The sequence below is a fragment of the Acinetobacter sp. CIP A162 genome, from assembly GCF_000367905.1.
GTDB lineage: Bacteria > Pseudomonadota > Gammaproteobacteria > Pseudomonadales > Moraxellaceae > Acinetobacter > Acinetobacter lwoffii.
Map to the genome: position 1 here is coordinate 295,774 of NZ_KB849157.1, position 18,546 is coordinate 314,319.

Annotated in this window: 17 protein-coding genes and 1 pseudogene; 10 read left to right on the forward strand and 8 right to left on the reverse strand. The window is 45.7% G+C overall.

Translation table 11 applies throughout. The features are described 5' to 3' along the window. Window positions 1-20 precede the first annotated feature (20 nt). Window positions 21-422, forward strand: coding sequence for an NUDIX hydrolase (locus tag F995_RS01665; protein ID WP_004645039.1), 402 nt, complete (start codon window positions 21-23; stop codon window positions 420-422). Window positions 423-426: 4 nt separating this feature from the next. Here the strand turns inward: F995_RS01665 and F995_RS01670 are convergent, their stop codons facing one another. Both F995_RS01670 and recG read right to left on the reverse strand, forming a co-directional pair. Beyond that, window positions 427-1,062: a ComF family protein gene (locus F995_RS01670; RefSeq protein ID WP_004645041.1), complete on the reverse strand. Its 636-nt coding sequence runs from the start codon at window positions 1,060-1,062 to the stop codon at window positions 427-429. Then, on the reverse strand, window positions 1,049-3,094 hold the full coding sequence (recG, locus tag F995_RS01675; protein ID WP_004645042.1) for an ATP-dependent DNA helicase RecG: 2,046 nt from the start codon (window positions 3,092-3,094) through the stop codon (window positions 1,049-1,051). Before recG ends, F995_RS01670 begins: the two co-directional genes overlap by 14 nt. A 33-nt stretch (window positions 3,095-3,127) precedes the next feature. On the opposite strand from recG, the gene F995_RS01680 reads away from it, so the two are divergent. Further along, entirely contained in the window at window positions 3,128-3,940 is an 813-nt protein-coding gene (locus F995_RS01680; protein ID WP_004645043.1) for an NAD-dependent epimerase/dehydratase family protein, read from the forward strand. Window positions 3,941-4,053: 113 nt separating this feature from the next. On the opposite strand, the gene plsB is transcribed toward F995_RS01680, so the two are convergent. Next, window positions 4,054-6,621, reverse strand: a complete 2,568-nt coding sequence (plsB, locus tag F995_RS01685) for a glycerol-3-phosphate 1-O-acyltransferase PlsB (RefSeq protein ID WP_004645044.1) — start codon at window positions 6,619-6,621, stop codon at window positions 4,054-4,056. 282 nt (window positions 6,622-6,903) lie between these two features. Here plsB and F995_RS01690 point away from each other — a divergent pair, with 282 nt between their 5' ends. Together F995_RS01690 and F995_RS01695 are read left to right on the forward strand one after the other, a co-directional pair. Beyond that, window positions 6,904-7,776: an acyl-CoA thioesterase gene (locus tag F995_RS01690; RefSeq protein ID WP_004645045.1), complete on the forward strand. Its 873-nt coding sequence runs from the start codon at window positions 6,904-6,906 to the stop codon at window positions 7,774-7,776. 174 nt (window positions 7,777-7,950) lie between these two features. Then, complete coding sequence (locus tag F995_RS01695) at window positions 7,951-9,198, forward strand: dicarboxylate/amino acid:cation symporter (protein ID WP_016806779.1); 1,248 nt, start codon at window positions 7,951-7,953, stop codon at window positions 9,196-9,198. A gap of 287 nt (window positions 9,199-9,485) precedes the next feature. Here F995_RS01695 and yihA read toward each other — a convergent pair. The 5 genes and pseudogenes from yihA to F995_RS01720 all read right to left on the reverse strand — a co-directional run. Continuing rightward, window positions 9,486-10,262, reverse strand: a pseudogene (gene yihA, locus F995_RS01700) (ribosome biogenesis GTP-binding protein YihA/YsxC); the annotation flags it as partial. 105 nt (window positions 10,263-10,367) lie between these two features. Then, complete coding sequence (locus tag F995_RS01705; RefSeq protein ID WP_016806778.1) at window positions 10,368-10,808, reverse strand: RrF2 family transcriptional regulator; 441 nt, start codon at window positions 10,806-10,808, stop codon at window positions 10,368-10,370. Window positions 10,809-10,905: 97 nt separating this feature from the next. After that, window positions 10,906-11,667, reverse strand: coding sequence for a globin domain-containing protein (locus tag F995_RS01710; protein WP_004281516.1), 762 nt, complete (start codon window positions 11,665-11,667; stop codon window positions 10,906-10,908). 153 nt (window positions 11,668-11,820) lie between these two features. Then, on the reverse strand, window positions 11,821-13,371 hold the full coding sequence (locus F995_RS01715) for a helicase HerA-like domain-containing protein (protein WP_004645050.1): 1,551 nt from the start codon (window positions 13,369-13,371) through the stop codon (window positions 11,821-11,823). An 18-nt stretch (window positions 13,372-13,389) separates the two neighbouring features. Next, window positions 13,390-14,592 (reverse strand): PLP-dependent transferase, encoded by a 1,203-nt coding sequence (locus tag F995_RS01720; RefSeq protein ID WP_004645051.1) that lies wholly within the window; start codon window positions 14,590-14,592, stop codon window positions 13,390-13,392. 163 nt (window positions 14,593-14,755) lie between these two features. Between F995_RS01720 and F995_RS01725 the strand changes: the two genes are divergently transcribed. From F995_RS01725 to rplB, 6 genes are all read left to right on the forward strand, one after another. Further along, window positions 14,756-15,490, forward strand: a complete 735-nt coding sequence (locus F995_RS01725; RefSeq protein ID WP_004645052.1) for a type 1 glutamine amidotransferase — start codon at window positions 14,756-14,758, stop codon at window positions 15,488-15,490. A gap of 272 nt (window positions 15,491-15,762) precedes the next feature. Continuing rightward, window positions 15,763-16,074, forward strand: coding sequence for a 30S ribosomal protein S10 (gene rpsJ, locus F995_RS01730; protein ID WP_000070912.1), 312 nt, complete (start codon window positions 15,763-15,765; stop codon window positions 16,072-16,074). A gap of 60 nt (window positions 16,075-16,134) precedes the next feature. Beyond that, window positions 16,135-16,773 (forward strand): 50S ribosomal protein L3, encoded by a 639-nt coding sequence (rplC, locus tag F995_RS01735; protein ID WP_004645054.1) that lies wholly within the window; start codon window positions 16,135-16,137, stop codon window positions 16,771-16,773. An 11-nt stretch (window positions 16,774-16,784) separates the two neighbouring features. Next, window positions 16,785-17,387, forward strand: coding sequence for a 50S ribosomal protein L4 (gene rplD / locus F995_RS01740; protein ID WP_004281511.1), 603 nt, complete (start codon window positions 16,785-16,787; stop codon window positions 17,385-17,387). Next, window positions 17,384-17,704 carry a 50S ribosomal protein L23 gene (gene rplW / locus F995_RS01745; RefSeq protein ID WP_004281510.1) on the forward strand — a complete coding sequence of 107 codons (321 nt, stop codon included), beginning with the start codon at window positions 17,384-17,386 and terminating at the stop codon, window positions 17,702-17,704. The genes rplD and rplW overlap by 4 nt, the downstream gene beginning before the upstream one ends. Window positions 17,705-17,715: 11 nt before the next feature. Continuing rightward, the gene (rplB, locus tag F995_RS01750) at window positions 17,716-18,540 is read left to right on the forward strand and encodes a 50S ribosomal protein L2 (protein ID WP_004281509.1); all 825 of its coding nucleotides are present in this window, start codon (window positions 17,716-17,718) and stop codon (window positions 18,538-18,540) included. Window positions 18,541-18,546: the final 6 nt, after the last annotated feature.

Consider the following 18,546-nt stretch of genomic DNA (forward strand, 5'->3'; position numbering starts at 1 on the left):
GCATGATTTGTAGAAAATAAATGAACGTGATTACGGTGGCTGCGGCCATTATTTTAAATGAAGCGCAGCAACTGCTGGTGGTTCGCAAAAAAGGGACGTCTTGCTTTATGCAGGTTGGTGGCAAGCTGGAGCCAAATGAAGCACCAGAAGCAACGATGTTGCGTGAAATTCAGGAAGAAATTGGCACACAGGCAGAGATTCAGCAATTCATTGGGCGTTTTGAAACCCAGACGGCGAATGAACCAGATCATCAACTGGTGAGTTATGTCTATTGGGTAAGTCTGGATCAAGCACCAAAAATTGAAGCGGAAATTGCCGAAATGAAATGGGTAGATCTGGATGAAAAAGAGGTACGACTCGCACCCTTGACCACTGAAGTTGTGATTCCTTGGGTGAAGTCGCAGTTACTTGCCCAAGCTTAAATTTTCAGATTTGCGCGCCTGCCAGACAGGCTGCATAAATTTTTTGACAGCCCAGTTGTTCAAGTGTTTGGCTCAGTGCCCGAATCGAACTGCCGGTTGTCACCACATCATCAATAATCAGCACCCGACGATACCGCAGCTTGGAAATGGTGCTGATCTGGAATTGCGACTGGATGTCTTCAATCCGCTCCAGTCGGCTTAGACCTTTCTGTGAATGTTGTTTTAGTCGGGTAATCGGTTGCCAGATGGGTACATTCAGCTGTTTTGCCACATGTTTGGCCAGTACCAAAGATTGATTATAACCGCGCTCGGCCAGACGCTCATTCGAGATCGGCATCGGTACTATTGCACTGACTTTAGGCAGGTCTAAACTTAACAGTGCACCTGCCAGTAAATTTTGCAAATGCAGTTTCTGTTCATATTTAAACAGTTGAATTAAACGATCCATCGGGTAGGCATAGTTGCAGGCAATCTGGAACTGCATTTCCTGTCGTTGAATGGTTTGATGTGTCCAGGGTAATTGTCGCCAGCAATCTTCACAGACTGAATGAATGGCCTGATGATCGGTTAGACACAGCTGGCAGGGTTGTAGGCGAGTCAGCCAGAGTTTTCCATGTTCCAGTAGTTTAAACATAGGCATAGCGTGGTGCTTCCGGTAGCCAACGTTGCAATAATGCTTCAGCCTGATCTGGATAATCCTTGAGCATCTGCTGAGCCACGTAATGTGCCTGATTGAGCAGGTGATCATCCCGTTCCAGTTTGGCCACACGGAAATTCATGTCGCCAGTCTGTTTGGTCCCGAGCAACTCACCTGGGCCACGCAATTCCAGGTCTTTCTCGGCAATCATGAAACCATCATTAGTTTCGCGCATGATTCTTAAGCGTTCCTGACCATTTTGAGACAGCGGATGTTTATACAGTAGGGCACAGAAACTGGCTTTGGCGCCACGACCGACCCGGCCCCGTAACTGATGCAATTGAGATAGGCCCAGACGTTCAGCATTTTCAATTACCATGATGGAAGCATTGGGTACATCTACCCCGACTTCGATCACGGTGGTGGCAATCAGGAGCTGTAATTCATTATTTTTAAACTGCTGCATTACCGCCTGTTTTTCATCGGCTTTCATCTTGCCATGTACCAGTCCGATATTCAGCGCAGGAAAGCGCTCGCGAATTTCGGCAAAGGTCGCTTCTGCGGCCTGAGCATCCAGGGTTTCGGACTGTTCTACCAGTGTACACACCCAATATGCCTGCTTACCTTCAGCACAGTTGCTGGCAATCCGTTGCAAGACTTCTTCGCGTCGATCTAATGGAATGGTCACGGTCTGAATCGGGGTACGGCCCGGCGGCAGCTCGTCAATCACCGAGGTATCCAGATCACCATAGGCAGACATGGCCAGTGTGCGGGGAATCGGAGTCGCAGTCATCACCAGTTGATGCGGAGACATACCATCTAGCCCTTTATTTCTGAGTGCAAGGCGCTGATCCACACCAAAGCGGTGCTGTTCATCAATAATCACCAGACCCAGTTTGGCAAACTCGACATTTTCCTGAAACAGGGCATGCGTTCCGATCACCAGATGGGCGCTGCCATCCCGAATCACCTGTTCCGCTGCGGCGCGAGCTTTACCTTTCTGCTTGCCGGAAAGCCAGGCTACATTTAAGCCCAAAGGCTCAAACCAGCGTTTAAAGTTCAGATAATGCTGCTCGGCCAGAATCTCGGTCGGTGCCATCAACGCCACTTGCCAGCCTTCTTCCAGTGCATGGCAAGCTGCGACACCAGCCACCAGGGTTTTACCCGCGCCGACATCGCCTTGCACCAGACGCAACATCGGTTTATTGCTTTTTAAATCCTGCACGATTTCTCTGGATACACGTTTTTGCGCACCGGTCATTTCAAAAGCCAGACTGGCTAAGAGCTGTTTGGCATAGGTTTTACTGGGCGCAAATGAAGGCGCTTCGACTTGCTGAATAAAGGCCCGACGTGTCAATAAACTGATCTGATGCGCTACCAGTTCTTCAAAGATCAGGCGCTGCTGTGCAGGATGTGAGCCTTGTGCTAGTTGCAGCATATTGGCATTGACTGGCGGGTGATGGATATATTCCAGTGCCTGTTTCAGTGCATAACCATTGCTAAATTTTGCTGGCAGTAGTTCAGGCAGATGGTCGCTGTATTGAGCCAAGGCCTGCTGAATATAATCCCGTATTTTGGGTTGGGTCAGGCCTTCAGTCGCAGGGTAAATCGCCGTGAGCTGGGTTTGAGGTAAAGGTGTGTCCTCAGTAATGACTTGCAGTTCGGGATGATACATTTCCAGACCGCGCGCACCGACCCGCACTTCACCAAAAATTCTTAAACGGTTACCCAGTTTGCAGCGGTCAGTAATACCTTTATAGATATGATAAAAACGTAAAGTAACCTTGCCAAAATCATCATCCAGCAGCACAGCCATAGATTTGCGTTTACCGGGTGGAAAATCTACACCTTTAACGATCCCTTCCAGCAGATAACTGCGTCCCACGCTCAATTGATTCATGGGAATGATCGTGCTACGGTCTTCATAGTCACGTGGTAGATGAAAAAGCAAATCATCAGTATTGAAGATATTTAGTTTTTCGAGTAATGAAGCGGCGGCATTGCCAACGCCTTGTAACTGATGGACTGCAGCCATGTCCCCTCAACCAGATTTGTGATTCGGTGCTCAATGCATATTTTATTTACCGGTTATGGTAAAACATCCCGACGTGTGGCTAAACAACTATTTGAGCAAGGTCATCAAATTAGCACAATTAGCCAGAGTCCCAAAACAGATTCATTCGCAACTCATCTGATTCAGGATGTGCATAAACTGGATTTAACAGCAGTTACACCGATTGACTGGGTCTATGTATTACTTAGTCCAAAACAAAGTACGGTTGAAGGCTATCAGCAAACCTATCTGGATTCTGTTCAGCCTATTGTGGCTGCCTTGAAACAGCATCCGGTGAAACAGATTGTGGTGGTGTCATCCACCCGGGTCTATGGGCAAGATGCCGGTGAAATCGTAGATGACGAAACTGAAATTCACCCGAATGATGCTCAGAGCAAAATCTTGCAGCAGATGGAGCAGGCTTATTTCACTGCTTATCCTGAGAAATGTACCATCATTCGTCCAAGTGGGATTTATGGAGCATCGGTAGAACGCCTACAAAAAATGGCCGCCTCGATGTTGAGATATCCGAATCTGCACTGGTCCAACCGGATTCACATTGAAGATTTATCACGTTTCTTATCACAGATGATTCACGTGGAACATCCTGAAAATTCTTATATTGTGACAAACAACGATCCAAAATTAATGCATGAAATATTGCAATGGTTCCAAAAGCAGATGGGGCTTCCTTTGCTTAAAGTAGAAAGTGAGCAGGTGACAGGTAAGAAGCTTTATGCGACCCGAATGCAGAAAATGGGATTTGAGTTAGAGCATCCAGATTGTTATGAGGATTATTTGGGGTTGATGAGGAAAAATAATTCTTAGCTCCTCCTTGTAAAAGAGGAATATTCTTCCCTTTCTCGAAGGGAGGTCAGGAGAAGGGCTTTTTAAATTACCTCTCCCTAACCCTCTCCTGAAAGGAGAGGGAATAAAAAGCCTTACTTCTTCTTCCGCTTCGCGCGTTTCTTGGCTTGTTCAGCCGCAACTGCATCCAAAGCTTCTTTCAGTTCTTCATCCGTAAAGTCGGTGATGTGATGCAGCATCTGCAACTTCACTTCATCCAGTACCAGATCTGCATACTGCGCCACATTGGTCAGCTGTTCATCAAAGACAATGGCATTGTCTTCATTGGTACACAGATAACCTTTTTGGGTTAAGACTTTAATAAAGCTTTGGAATAGGGCTTTGTCGAAGAACTCAGGTGAGTTGAATTCGTACAGTACAGACAGGCGCTGCCCAACCAGATAACTCAGCTCTTCCACCTGACGGGTCGAGATATTGCCTGAACCGCGCTGGGTAATCAGTGCCAAAGTCATATAGTAGCGTTCCAGACTTTGAGTCACGGGTGCAGCTAGAACCTCAAGCTGATGATGTGCTTCTGTATTTGGTGCAGGTGCAATCAGGTTTTCACCATCTTGTGTAATCAGTTTCGAGGCAATTAAGCTATCAATATGCGCATTCACCTGATCCTGAATCTCGTCTTCATGCCATTTTAAGAACAGTTCGGCTTTGAGGAACGGATATAGGGTGCTGCTGATATTGATCACATCATGACGGCGGATGGTGCCGTTATGTTCAGTCAGGGCTGCAATCAGGGATGGCAATATAAAAGTATGCACAATATTATTACGGAAGTAAGTTAGCAGAACCGCCTGATTATCCTCAATCGCAATAATATCTCCCAGTACATGCTTCACCCGTTTGATCAGTTTCAGCTTCATTGCATAGGCAATTATTTCTTTGCCTGACAGCGGTGTAACCTGCATGCGTTCATCATAAGGCAGGGCGGTGAGCAAGGTGCGATAGGTATCCAGCTGTTTGATACAGATTTCTTCATCCAGCGTATGTTTTGGCGTGGCCAGCAAGATTAAAGATAATAACGATACCGGATTGATCACGACTGCACTGTTAATATTTTCCAGAATAGCCTGTGCAGAGCTATTCACCGCGTCAGAAACCGCTTGTGGAACCGGATCATCGTTCTTTTCGATCTTGATATTTTCTGCACCATGCTGTTTCAGGATATCATCCAGAAATACCGGTTTACCAAAGTTCAGGTGCACCTTGCCAAAAATACGTTCAATCTTGCGCAGGGTTTTCAAAATACCAAAAATAGACTCGGCTTCTTTTGGCTTACCACTCATCTCACCGACATAGGTACCACCTTCCATTAGGCGTTCATAGCCGATATAGGTCGGTACAAATACAATCGGTTTGGACTTGCCACGTAAATGACCATGCACGGTCATTGCCAGCATCCCGGTTTTTGGCGGTAGCAAACGACCGGTACGTGAACGGCCACCTTCAATAAAATATTCTAGCGGGGTATTACGTGACAGGACGCTATACAGATATTCTTTAAACACCGTAGTATAGAGCGCGTTGCCGCGGAAAGTACGGCGAATAAAGAAAGCGCCACCACCACGTAAAATCTGACCGACAAAAGGCATATTGAGGTTATCGCCCGCGGCAATATACGGCACCATCAAGCCACGGCGATAGATCACATAAGACAATAATAAATAGTCAATGTGACTGCGGTGACATGGGGTATAGACAATTTCATAATCCTTGGCCAATTCACGCACGGTACTGAAATTATGCACTTCCACGCCGTCATAAAGCTGGGTCCATAAGCGGGTCAGGGCCTTGTCGGCAAAACGTACGGTAGAATGAGAATAGTCGGAAACGATTTCGTTCAGATAACCGATGGCGCGACGTTCAGACTCCAGCATCGAGATTTTGCTGCGAATACTGTCATTGCGAATCGCCGCCTGTACATCTGGCGACTTGATCAGACCATGCATCACATTACGGCGGTCGGACAGATCCGGCCCGAGAATGACTTCACGCTGACCATCCAGGTAATCATTTAAAGTGCTGACAATATAAGTTGCTGGCGCTGAATTTGGATGCGTCTCTTTGGCAAAGTTAATCAAGGTGCGTAAAGATTGCGGTTCATGAAACTCTAAATAAGACTGGCGACCATGCAGGCCGATATTGACCAGTTGTTTGACCCGGCTTGGCGTAGACCAAGTATCGGTAAATAAAAGCTTAAACCAGGAATCTTCTTTCTCAGGTTCACGTCCCCAAAGTACTGTTACCGGAACCAGTTCGACATCCAGCTCAGGATGCTGTTCCAGGATTTCAATCAGACGTAACAGGCGCGGCGGGAAAGCATGCGGGGGAGAACTCAACAGGTTATTTTCATCATGATGCTGTAAAAACAGTACCGATGCTTTTTCCTTATTATTGCCCAGTTGCATTGGATCAAGTGCAGCCGGCAATTTTAAGCGTCGCGTTTCTGCATCGACAACCAGTGCATTACTACGCGAATGGTTCTGTAAAACGTAGCAGACCAGTTTCTGCGATTCTGCTGCAGTCTGATCAGATTCAGGCGCTGTCACTTCACTTGGTACTTCCCCAAGAACATGAGGGGTAACCACAAGATCAAGTAACTTACTTGAAAGCTTGCGATACATTTGACCAAAGCCATTCTTGGACATAGCTGCTCCTAATTTTACTGACCAAAACCACAGGACTTCTGAGGGAATTTATTTTGCGGGTTTCTAAAGCGAAACAATATATCTTTTTTTAACAACTTCAACAGAAGTGCTTCAATTTTAGCGTGAAAGCAGGTGCTTTTCCTAGTCACTTATGACATCAGTATGACAGAACAGTCATGCAAACTTTAGAGTTTCGGTCTGATTTTGTGGCAGAATATTCCAGATCAATTATTTAGATCCGTTTTTCCATTTTGGATATCTCCAATATTAGATAGGTTGCTTATGAATGCCTTAACACAGGAACTGGTCGAGCTGCTTAGCTTAGAAAAGTTAGAAGAAAACATTTTCCGGGGAATCAGCCGGAATCTGGTGGGCAAGCGCGTGTTCGGTGGGCAGGTTTTAGGGCAGGCACTACGCGCCGCGTCTTATACCACAGATCGTCCAGCACATTCATTACATGCCTATTTTCTGTTTGGCGGGGATGTCAATGCACCGATTATTTATGAAGTGGATCGTATCCGTGACGGCAAGAGCTTTGTCAGCCGTCAGGTGCGCGCTATTCAGCATGGCCGTACCATTTTCATGTGTATGGTGTCTTTCGCGCATCAGGAAGAAGGGCTAAATTACCAGATTTCAGAGCCTGAATATCCACCGGCAGAAAGCCTGAAAAATGAAGCGGAACTGATCAAACAGATTATTGAGTTTATTCCGGAAAATGTCCGTGCATCTTTCACTCGTGATCGTCATGTGGAAATTCGTCCGGTCAATCCGCAAAATCCATTCCAGCCTCAACCTGAAGCACCGTCTTATGCGCACTATATCCGTACGCATGACCGTATTGCTGCAGAAGTCGATCAGATCTCCTTGCATCAGGCTATTGCTGCTTTCTATTCTGATTTTACCTTGATGACCACAGCGCTTCGTCCACATGGTCTGAGCTATATCTCGCCAAGTTTGCAATGTGCCAGTATTGACCATGCCATGTACTTCCATAAACCGTTCCGTGCGGATGAGTGGATGCTTTACGATATGGATGCCACCCAAAGCGCCAGTTCGCGTGGCCTGAATTTTGGCCGGATGTGGCAGAACGGTGAGCTGGTCTGCAGTACCTCTCAGGAAGGCTTGATCCGTTTACGTGAAATCGAAACACAGTAATTTTTCTTCCTGCTCAAAAAGTCGAATCCCTGATTCGGCTTTTTGTTTTTAAGCCGGATGAAAATGGCCATTTGATATCATGTCCTCACGCCGCGTTTATAAAATATTACTCGATTCTGTAGAATTCGCATGGCATAGTGCGGCTTAAGATCAATATTAAAAATGCATGAAAAGATGAGCTTAAATACGCAAATTCTAATTGCCGCCGTATTGGGGGTGCTGTTTGGATTTCTATTGACGATATTTCCGCAGACCTCATTTTTTGATGTCAGCTTATATGGCATCGGTATCGTCAGCAGCATTTTTATTGGCTTGTTAAAAATGCTGTTAGTGCCGCTGATTTTTAGCTCGATCGTGGTCGGCGTATCCAATCTGCAGGCGGGTGGGCAGCTAAGCCGCACCTGGAAAATCACCCTGATGTGCTGTGTGACCACCACCACCTTGGCGCTCATTTTAGGTCTGGCGTGTGCGCATTTGTTTGATGTCGGTAAGGGTGTTGATGTGCTGATGTTCCAGGATGCCATGGCGCAACATCAAACGCCAGATACCCTGACACCTTCATCTTTCTTTACCAATTTTATTCAGAATACCCTGATCAATCCGTTTAAAGCTTTTGCCGATGGCAATGTCTTGGCGGTGGTAGTCTTTGCCTTATTTGTTGGTGTGGCACTGGTGGCAGGTGGGGATAAGTTTCGTACTGTGCGCAAGCTGAGTCACCAGTTTTTCGAAATCATGATGTTGATGATTGGCTGGGTGATGAAACTGGCACCGCTTGGTATTTTTGCCTTATTGGCTAAATTAATTGCCACTGAAGATGTTTCAGTCCTCAGTCGTCTGGCTGAATTCGCTGCGGTGGTTACCGGCACGACGATTTTTCATGGCATCGTGGTCTTGCCTTTATTGCTATGGGTTTTCGGCAAGATGGATCCGGTCACGTTCTTTAAAGGCACACGAGCTGCTCTGATTACTGCCTTTGCTACCAGTTCCAGTTCGGCCACCATGCCCTTGTCAATGAAATGCGCACAGGAAAATTTAGGAGTACGTCCACATACCGCAGGCTTTGTGATTCCACTTGGTACACAGTTGAATATGGATGGCACAGCACTGTATGAAGCGGCAGCAGCATTATTTATTGCCAATTTAATGGGACTGGATCTGAGTCTGGGGCAGCAACTGGTCGTCTGCGCCACGGCGATGATTGCATCCTTAGGTGCACCAGGAATTCCGAGTGCCGGTATGGTGACCATGATTATGGTCTTGCAATCGGTCGGTTTACCTGCCGAGGCGATTGCCATTCTTTTACCGATCGACCGTTTACTGGATACCGTACGTACAGTGGTAAATGTTCAAGGGGATATGATGATCAGCGTGGTGGTGGACCGGCATACGCGTGAACCAGAACCACAAGTTACGGACAGTTAAAATAGTCAAAAGACAAATAAAAAAAGCAGGTATTTAACCTGCTTTTTTATAAGGTGAGTTTTAGCTGATTTTAAATAAATCAAGAACGATCCCAGACCATTCCGGTGATATGGATCTTAATCCGCTGAATGCTTATTCTGATTCAGCTCATCTGCAGCCTTAAGCTCGGATTGATCCTGATCAAGCAATTCAAGTGGTTCTTCAGCTTCATTTAAAGCATGCATCGATACTTCAGCATGCTCAGAATCAGCTTCACTAAGTTCAAGTTCTTCAAGCGGTTCATCGGATTCATTCAAATCATGCACTGATGCTTCCGGAATACTGTCCAGATCATATTCAGAAGCTTGATCTAAGGTAAAGTTCAAACGTCCACCCATGACACTGGCCAGTTCTTCTAAACCTTGTTTGTTCATGGAGGAAAACAGTTGAATCGAGAAATCCAGCTTCATCTTTTTCAATGCCGCTTTGACTTCCTGCAAGGCTTTGGATGCAGGACCACGGTTTAGTTTATCTGACTTGGTTAACAAGACATGCACGAACAACTGGCGGGAATAAGCCCATTCCAGCATCATCACATCGAAGTGTTGCAGGGGATGACGGATATCCATCAACAATACCAGGCCTTGTAAGCTCTGGCGATGAATCAGGTAGTTTTCCAGTTCTTTTTGCCAGACCAGTTTCATTTTTTCAGGCACAGCCGCATAACCATAACCGGGTAAGTCGACCAGACGCTGATCCGGATTACCCAGACTGAAAAAGTTGATCATCTGGGTGCGGCCAGGTTTTTTCGATGCACGTGCCAGCTGTTTCTGGTTAGTCAGGGCATTAATCGCACTAGACTTACCTGCATTCGAGCGGCCGGCAAAAGCAATTTCATAGCCTGTATCTTCTACACAAAGACTGAGTTTGGGTGCACTCATTAAAAATTCGGCTTTGCGTAGCCAGTTGAGTGCGCGCACAGAATATTCAGTAATGGCAGAATCAACTTTTTTCTCATAGCTGATCTTTTGCTTAGGCGCATGGGCTGTCTTACTGTTTTTGGATTTTCCTCTGCTGTGGTGCATAACTCAACTTCAATAAATGATCTACAATGAAACATTATAAAGGAAGTCGCACAGGCAAGCGAACTTTGCCGCAAGAATAAGTCACAAGACCTGACCCGGAAGACTTTAAAGATTAATCAGGCCGATCGGAGAATTTGTACTGAAACGTGCATTTTTTGGCGTAATCACATCTTTAAGCACATATTGGTCCAGACTGCTATAAAACTGTTCCACCGCATCATCTAGAATGCCTTTTAAACCACAGGTTGGACGTAATACGCAGGGTGGGCTATTGCATTCCACTACATTGCTGTCGCGTTGCAGGATCCGCACAATCTGTCCCAGTCGAAGGTTCAGGCTTGCCGGATTTAAACGTATGCCGCCACCTTTGCCACGTGTGGTGATCAGCCAGTCCTGTTTCGCCATAAAGTGCACGATTTTCATGGCATGATTTTGTGAAACCTGCAAGCGCTCGGCAAGCTCTGCAATGGTATAGGGGAGATCACGTGGCTGTGCGACATACATCAGGATCCGAAGCGCATAGTCAGTGAATTTATTGAGTTGCATAAGATCAACAGCTAGAAAATGAAAGAATTGAATGCTAAAAGCTCCACGAATGGAGCTTTTAATCAGAATCTGAAGCTAGTCTAAACCGTTTTTGCAATTAAAGCTTGAGCGGGGCAGACACTTCAACTACATCACCAACTTTGTAGTGGTCGATCAGTGTCTGTGCAACCGAGAATGCGGTTGGATTTTCTTCCGCTTTCACAGTAATTTGATATTGCTCGTTTTGCGCCTGATCAAAGCTAAACTGTTGTGGTTGACGAATGTGCTGTTCAGGCACCTGTACACGTACTGAAATATGTTCACCGGCTTCAGCACTTGCAATCGCTGCACCATCTTTAGCTTTAAGTGTAAAGATTTTACCTGCGTCGGTATCATTGACTGCTGCTACTTCAAATTCGCGCCAGCCCGCCCAGCCACCATTTTCAGAAGCTAGGGTGGCATATTTAGATTTTTCCACACCAATCAAAATATCTGCCAGTTGCATATACGCTTCTTTCCAGGCTGCAATCAGGTCTGAGTCCATGGGTACATCTAAAACTTCGCTGATCGAGTGCAACAGATTCTCACCGACAATCGCATATTGATCCGGTTGAATATCCAGGCTGACATGTTTAGTGGTAATGCGTTCGATGGCTTTGGCCAAAACGCCCGGATTGGTAATGTTTTCGGCATAGGCAAGTACTGCGGCAGCCAAGGCACGTGGTTGACGGCCAGTACTTTGATGATCCATGTTGAAGGTGTTTTTCAACTCTGGATGGTTTTTCAGCATGCGGTTATAGAAATACGTGGTAAGTGCTACGCCGTTTTCACGTAAAACAGGAACAGTCGCTTGTACAAGTTCAATATGTTGTGGAGTCATGAGAGCCGTCTACAGGTGTTTTTTAAAAGATATATTTAAATTACATCTTTTAAAATGGCTTTACAATAGCACATAGTCATAGAACCATAAAAAAATTATGGGATATAAGAATATCCCATAAAAAGTGTGATGATGATCGGAAAAAGAGCGGGATTATTTGCGGCCAAACAGCGAACCCAGTAAGCCGCGCACAATTTTCTGCCCAGTACTCCCGCCCAGGCTGCGGGCAGCACTTTTGGCAAAGGTGCCGACAATATCCTGAGTCAGTTTTTCTCGTTGCTTGGCTGCGCGTTCAGCTTCTTTTTGCTGTTCTCGTGCCAGACGTTCCTGTTCTTTAATTTGCTGCTTGGCAAGAGCTTCTTGTTCCTTGCTTTGTTGTTTGGCAAATTCGGCGGCCTGAGCCTGTTGCTGGCGTTCTGCGACCTTGTTTTGCAGCATTTCGTGGGCGCTGTCCCGATCGACTGGCTGCTCATAAATACCGGCGACAATACTTTGCTGCATGAGAGCCTTGCGTTCTTCAAGCGAGATCGGTGTAAAGGATGAATGCGGCGGCATGACCCAGCCACGCTCTACAATTTGTGGAATGCCCTTTTCATCCAGGCAGCTAATTAGAGCCTCACCTACTGCTAACTCGGTAATCACCTGATCGACTTTAAATTCAGGATTGGCTCGGAAAGTCTCTGCTGCGGTTTTCACTGCTTTTTGATCTTTGGGAGTGAAAGCCCGCAAAGCATGTTGAACCCGATTGCCGAGCTGGCCTAAGACACTTTCAGGTAAGTCCAACGGATTTTGCGTGACAAAATAAATCCCTACACCTTTCGAGCGAATTAGACGCACCACCTGCTCAATTTTTTCTTGCAGGGCAGGGCTGGCATTATCAAATAAGAGATGGGCTTCATCAAAGAAAAACACCAGTTTAGGTTTGTCCAGATCGCCGACTTCGGGAAGCTGTTCAAACAGCTCGGAGAGCATCCAGAGTAAGAACGTGGCATATAGCTTAGGCGTATTCATCAGCTTGTCAGCCGCCAACAAATTGATATTGCCACGTCCTTGACTATCCGTCTGCAAAAAGTCCATCAGATCCAGCGCCGGCTCGCCAAAAAACTGGTCACCGCCTTGGTCAGCCAGTGCTAACAAATTACGTTGAATCGCACCGAGACTGGCGGGTGAAAGATTGCCATATTCAGCTTTAAAGTCAGCCGCATGCTCAGAGACATAACTCAGCATCGCTTTCAGGTCTTTAAAGTCGATCAGCAATAAACCCTGATCATCGGCAATCCGAAACACGGCAGATAAAACGCCTTCCTGGGTGTCATTCAGATTCAGTATTTGCGCCAGCAGCAGCGGGCCAATTTCAGAAATGGTAGTGCGAATCGGATGACCCTGTTCGCCAAATAAATCCCAAAACACCACTGGTGAGGCTGCAAAAGGAATGGACTCGATATTGAGACTTTTAATCCGTTCATCAAACTTGGGGCTGCTTTCACCTGCTTTGGCCAGGCTGGACACATCGCCTTTGGCATCGGCGAGGAATACAGGTACACCAATTCGAGAAAAGCTCTCCGCCAATACTTTTAAAGTCACAGTCTTTCCGGTACCAGTGGCACCTGCAATCAAGCCATGTCGATTGGCAAGTTGGGAATGCAGCACAATATCCTGTGTGGTATCCGCAGTTTTTTTAGCAATAACAATTGGTCTACCCATAGCTTTTCCTGTTATTTATTATTCGTTTTTAAGTTTTTTCATTTGTTCTAGTGCATGCTGAATATCTTGAATCAAATCTTCCGGATATTCCAGTCCAATACAGAAACGAACCAGCAAGCCGTCTTTTAAGTGTGAATGTTCCAGCACACGCATGTCTTTTAAGTTATATAGCATGACCAGACTGACAGGGCCACCCCAACTAAAGCCAAGCTTAAACAGTTTTAAGCTATCACAGAAATTCCGGATATCCTGCATTACGTATGTGCTGTCAAAGATCACGCTGACCAGGCCGGCACTATCACCTTGCTTGCAAATTTCTTTCCAGTACTGATGGCCTGCACTGTCCGGATCTGAAGGATGAAGTACTTGCACAAACTCGGTTTGCTGTTTAAGCCATGTCATTAATGTAAGCGCACTGCTGGATTGATGTTGATATCGCAGTTGCATCGAAGCCAGACTACGTTGTATCTGTGCCACATCATCACCAGAAACACTAATGCCCTGAATGGCATGCGCACGGAACAGTTTGTGATGCAGGGTCTTATCTCGCGTAACCACTGAGCCCATCAGGATATCACCACCGCCGCTTGGATATTTGGTCAGTGCATGTACCGTCATATCTACACTTAAATGCTCTTCACTAAAATCAAAGGCATCAAAAGCCAGACCTGCGCCCCAGGTATTATCCAGCGCAGTAAGAATATTGTGTGCCTGAGCTTTTTTCACTAAACCAGCCAGATCCGGAAATTCCAAGGTGACTGAGCCAGCAGCCTCGAGCCAGATCAGTTTGGCTTTATCTGTAGGCTGAAATGTATCAAGCTCTATGGGATTGTAGACCTTAACCGTAATTCCATAACGCTTTTCCATATTGCGTAAATGCTCCATGTTTGGACCATAGATATTGTCAGCTACCCAAACCTCATCGCCCTGGCTTAAAAAGCAAGAATTCACGAGATTAATCGCGGATAAACCACTCGGTGCGAGCAGGTGATATAAACCACCTTCGAGTTGTGCGATGTTATCGCCCAGCGTAAAGGTCGTAGGCGTGCCATGCGTGCCATAACTATAATCATAGTCATCGGTCCAATGGCGATTAAACAGGGCATCGGTATTGTTAAAGATAATGGTCGATGCACGATAGAGGGGAGGTTGAATGGTGGAAATCGCTTGAGGAGCCTTTCGTGGTGCATGAATCAGGCGAGTTTGAGAGTCTTGTTTCACGTGAATGCGCTCAAATGTAATCAAATATTACTCTAGCTTAAGAGAATCTGTGACTCACTGCCAGTTACGTTGTGAATTGTTTAAAAACAACAAGTCTTATAAAAAGTTGGCTTCATTTTTGCAAAACCTAAATCTATATAGCTAAAAAAATAGGTTGAGGAGCATGAAGTCGCATTTAAAAGTGCATTATTTTCAGCATATTGCTGGTGAAGGTTTTGGTAGTTGTTATGAATTTTTAAAGCAGCATCAGGCGCACATTACCGCGACTGAATTTTTTGCTTTACCCGTGGATCGGCCGCTGGAGATCGAGGCGCTGCCTGCAGTGGAAGAGGTGGATTTGCTGATCATTATGGGGGGAACCATGAGTGTGAATGATGAAGCAAATTTCCCTTGGTTAAAAATAGAAAAACGCTGGTTGCGTCGCTATCTTTCGCATGGTAAACCGGCAATTGGCCTGTGTCTGGGTGGGCAGTTGATTGCAAATGCTTTGGGTGCAGGTGTTAGTCGCAATCCAGAACAAGAATTGGGGTGGACCACGGTGCACAGAGTGGCGAATCTACCAGAGACGTGTTTTAGCCTGCCGGAGCAGTTTAATATTCTGCAATGGCACAATGAAACATTTGAATTGCCCAAAGGTGCAGTCCATCTGGCAGAAAATGAAGCCTGTCGTAATCAGATGTACCAGTTGGGCAGAAATGTATTGGGCTTCCAGTTTCATCCTGAAATCACGCCGGAAACCCTGGCATTGTTTTTGGAAAATGAAGAAGAGCTTGTGCAATTTTCAGGAAAATATGTGCAAAATTTATTTGAATTAAAAAAAACCACGAAGCAAAAATTTATTGAAGGAAATCAGATATTAAATCGTGCTATAGAATATGTTCTGGCAAAAACTGCCTAATATTTACACAATAAACTATTGTTTTAAGTCATAAATTGAAAACTTGGATAAAACCATAAAAGAGATTTGCTTATGCATTAAACAATGGCTATAATAAGCGACCCTTCAATAGGAAGGGGGTTAACTGCGAATAAAGTAGTTAACTATCGTTACAGTCGTGGCATCGATCATGACCTTAGTGATATTTCACTGCTCTTGACACTTGCCCACATAAAGTGGGGTGAGATGCGTCAAGAGTGATTCTTTATATATTTGGCTTGGAGTTTACTGGTATGTCTAACCAGAGAATTCGTATCCGTCTTAAGTCTTTTGATCATCGCCTGATTGATCAATCAGCTCAAGAAATCGTAGAAACCGCAAAACGTACTGGCGCACAAGTGTGTGGTCCAATTCCAATGCCAACACGCATTGAACGTTTTAACGTTTTAACATCACCACACGTAAACAAAGACGCGCGTGACCAGTACGAAATCCGTACTTACAAGCGTTTGATCGACATCGTTCAACCTACAGACAAAACTGTAGATGCATTGATGAAGTTAGATCTTGCAGCTGGTGTTGATGTTCAGATCGCATTGGGTTAAGGCTTTCGGGTTAATTAACACTCTAAGTTAATTAGGCCGCTTTTTTAGAGGTTTATGCACATGGCTATTGGTTTAGTCGGTCGCAAGTGCGGTATGACACGTATCTTTACAGATGCTGGTGTTTCTGTGCCTGTTACAGTGATTGAGGTTGATCCTAACCGCATCACTCAAATCAAAACGCTTGAAACTGATGGTTATCAAGCGATTCAAATCACTACTGGTGAACGTCGCGAATCTCGCGTAACTAACGCTCAGAAAGGCCACTTCGCGAAAGCGGGTGTTGCAGCTGGTCGTCTAGTTCAAGAATTCCGTGCTACAGAAGCTGATCTTGAAGGTCGTGAGGTTGGTGGTACGCTTACCGTTGAATTGTTCCAAGTTGGTCAAGTTGTTGACGTAACTGGTCAATCTAAAGGTAAAGGTTTCCAAGGTGGTGTTAAGCGTTGGAACTTCCGTACGCAAGATGCAACTCACGGTAACTCAGTTTCTCACCGTGTTTTAGGTTCTACTGGTCAAAACCAGACTCCTGGTCGCGTATTCAAAGGCAAAAAAATGGCTGGCCATTTAGGTGCTGAACGCGTAACTACACAGGGTCTTGAGATCGTTGCTATCGACACAGAACGTTCAGTTCTAGTTGTTAAAGGCGCGGTTCCTGGTGCTACTGGTGGCGACGTAATCGTTCGTCCTACGATCAAGGCCTGAGGGGAAATAACGTGAATTTAAATACTGTTTCCGGCTCTGCTGTTGAATTATCAGAAGTTGCGTTCGGTCGTGAATTTAATGAAGCTCTTGTTCACCAAGTGGTTACAGCTTATTTAGCTGGTGGCCGTCAAGGTTCAAAAGCTCAGAAATCACGTGCAGACGTTTCTGGCGGTGGTCGCAAGCCATTCCGTCAAAAAGGTACTGGCCGCGCTCGTGCTGGTTCTATTCGTAGCCCAATCTGGGTTGGCGGTGGTAAAACTTTTGCTGCTCGTCCACAAGACTGGTCTCAAAAAGTAAACCGTAAAATGTACCGCGGTGCTATGCAATGCATCCTAGCTGAACTTGTTCGTCAAGATCGCTTAGTTTTAGTTGAAGAGTTTGCTGTTGCAGCTCCAAAAACTAAAGAATTGCTTGCAAAACTTAACGACTTGAATGCGACTCGCGCATTGATCGTTACTGATGCTGTTGATGAGAACCTGTATCTTGCTGCGCGCAACATTCCACACGTTGATGTGGTTGATGCTGCTGCAATCGATCCGGTTAGCTTGATTGCGTTCGACAAAGTTGTTATGTCTGTAGCTGCTGCTAAGAAAATTGAGGTAGAACTCGGATGAACAACGAACGTATCTATCAAGTCCTGCAAGGACCTGTATTCTCAGAAAAAGCACAAGTTTTAGGTGAAACTGCTGGTGTTCAAGTGTTTAAAGTTGCATTAAATGCAAACAAGCTTGAAATCAAAAAAGCAGTGGAACAACTCTTTGGTGTGGAAGTTGTTAAAGTTAACACGACTATCACTAAAGGTAAGTCTAAACGCTTTGGTAAAACATTAGGACGTCGTTCTGATGTTAAAAAAGCATACGTCACCCTGAAAGCTGGCCAAGATGTTGAAATGGCTGACTTGGGCGATACCGCTGAAAGCACAGCGGAATAAGGACGAGAATTATGCCTATTCAAAAATGTAAGCCAACGTCTCCAGGACGTCGCTTTGTAGAGAAAGTGGTTCACGATCACCTTCACAAAGGCGCACCATACTCTCCGTTGGTTGAAGCTAAAAAACGTACTGGCGGCCGTAATAATAACGGTCACATCACGACTCGTCACGTTGGTGGCGGTCACAAGCAGCACTACCGTCTAGTTGATTTTAAACGTAACAAAGATGGTATTCCTGCAACTGTAGAGCGTATCGAATACGATCCTAACCGTACTGCACACATTGCACTTGTATTGTATGCTGATGGTGAGCGTCGTTATATCATCGCTCCTAAAGGCCTTCGCGCTGGCGATAAAGTACAGTCTGGTAACGATGCTCCAATTCGTCCAGGTAACTGCTTGCCGCTTCGCAACATGCCTATCGGTTCTACTCTTCACAACATCGAACTTAAAATCGGTAAAGGCGCGCAGTTAGCTCGTTCAGCTGGTACTTCAGTTCAGCTGTTGGGTCGTGACGGTTCTTACGCTATCGTTCGTCTGCGTTCAGGCGAGATGCGTAAAATTCACGTTGAATGCCGTGCTGTGTTAGGTGAAGTATCTAACTCAGAAAGCAACCTTCGTTCACTAGGTAAAGCTGGTGCATCACGCTGGCGTGGTGTTCGTCCTACCGTTCGTGGTATGGCGATGAACCCAGTTGACCATCCACATGGTGGTGGTGAAGGGCGTAACAAAGGTATTCAACCTGTAAGCCCATGGGGTCAAAAAGCTAAAGGGTACAAGACACGTACCAATAAGCGTACGACTAAGATGATTATTCGCGACCGTCGCGTTAAGTAACAAGTA

Coding starts and splice junctions, on each gene's coding strand:
- F995_RS01665 (WP_004645039.1), top strand. CDS start 21: ATGAACGTGATTACGGTGGCTGCGGCCATTATTTTAAATGAAGCGCAG.
- F995_RS01670 (WP_004645041.1), bottom strand. CDS start 1,062: ATGCCTATGTTTAAACTACTGGAACATGGAAAACTCTGGCTGACTCGC.
- recG (WP_004645042.1), bottom strand. CDS start 3,094: ATGGCTGCAGTCCATCAGTTACAAGGCGTTGGCAATGCCGCCGCTTCA.
- F995_RS01680 (WP_004645043.1), top strand. CDS start 3,128: ATGCATATTTTATTTACCGGTTATGGTAAAACATCCCGACGTGTGGCT.
- plsB (WP_004645044.1), bottom strand. CDS start 6,621: ATGTCCAAGAATGGCTTTGGTCAAATGTATCGCAAGCTTTCAAGTAAG.
- F995_RS01690 (WP_004645045.1), top strand. CDS start 6,904: ATGAATGCCTTAACACAGGAACTGGTCGAGCTGCTTAGCTTAGAAAAG.
- F995_RS01695 (WP_016806779.1), top strand. CDS start 7,951: ATGAGCTTAAATACGCAAATTCTAATTGCCGCCGTATTGGGGGTGCTG.
- F995_RS01705 (WP_016806778.1), bottom strand. CDS start 10,808: ATGCAACTCAATAAATTCACTGACTATGCGCTTCGGATCCTGATGTAT.
- F995_RS01710 (WP_004281516.1), bottom strand. CDS start 11,667: ATGACTCCACAACATATTGAACTTGTACAAGCGACTGTTCCTGTTTTA.
- F995_RS01715 (WP_004645050.1), bottom strand. CDS start 13,371: ATGGGTAGACCAATTGTTATTGCTAAAAAAACTGCGGATACCACACAG.
- F995_RS01725 (WP_004645052.1), top strand. CDS start 14,756: ATGAAGTCGCATTTAAAAGTGCATTATTTTCAGCATATTGCTGGTGAA.
- rpsJ (WP_000070912.1), top strand. CDS start 15,763: ATGTCTAACCAGAGAATTCGTATCCGTCTTAAGTCTTTTGATCATCGC.
- rplC (WP_004645054.1), top strand. CDS start 16,135: ATGGCTATTGGTTTAGTCGGTCGCAAGTGCGGTATGACACGTATCTTT.
- rplW (WP_004281510.1), top strand. CDS start 17,384: ATGAACAACGAACGTATCTATCAAGTCCTGCAAGGACCTGTATTCTCA.
- rplB (WP_004281509.1), top strand. CDS start 17,716: ATGCCTATTCAAAAATGTAAGCCAACGTCTCCAGGACGTCGCTTTGTA.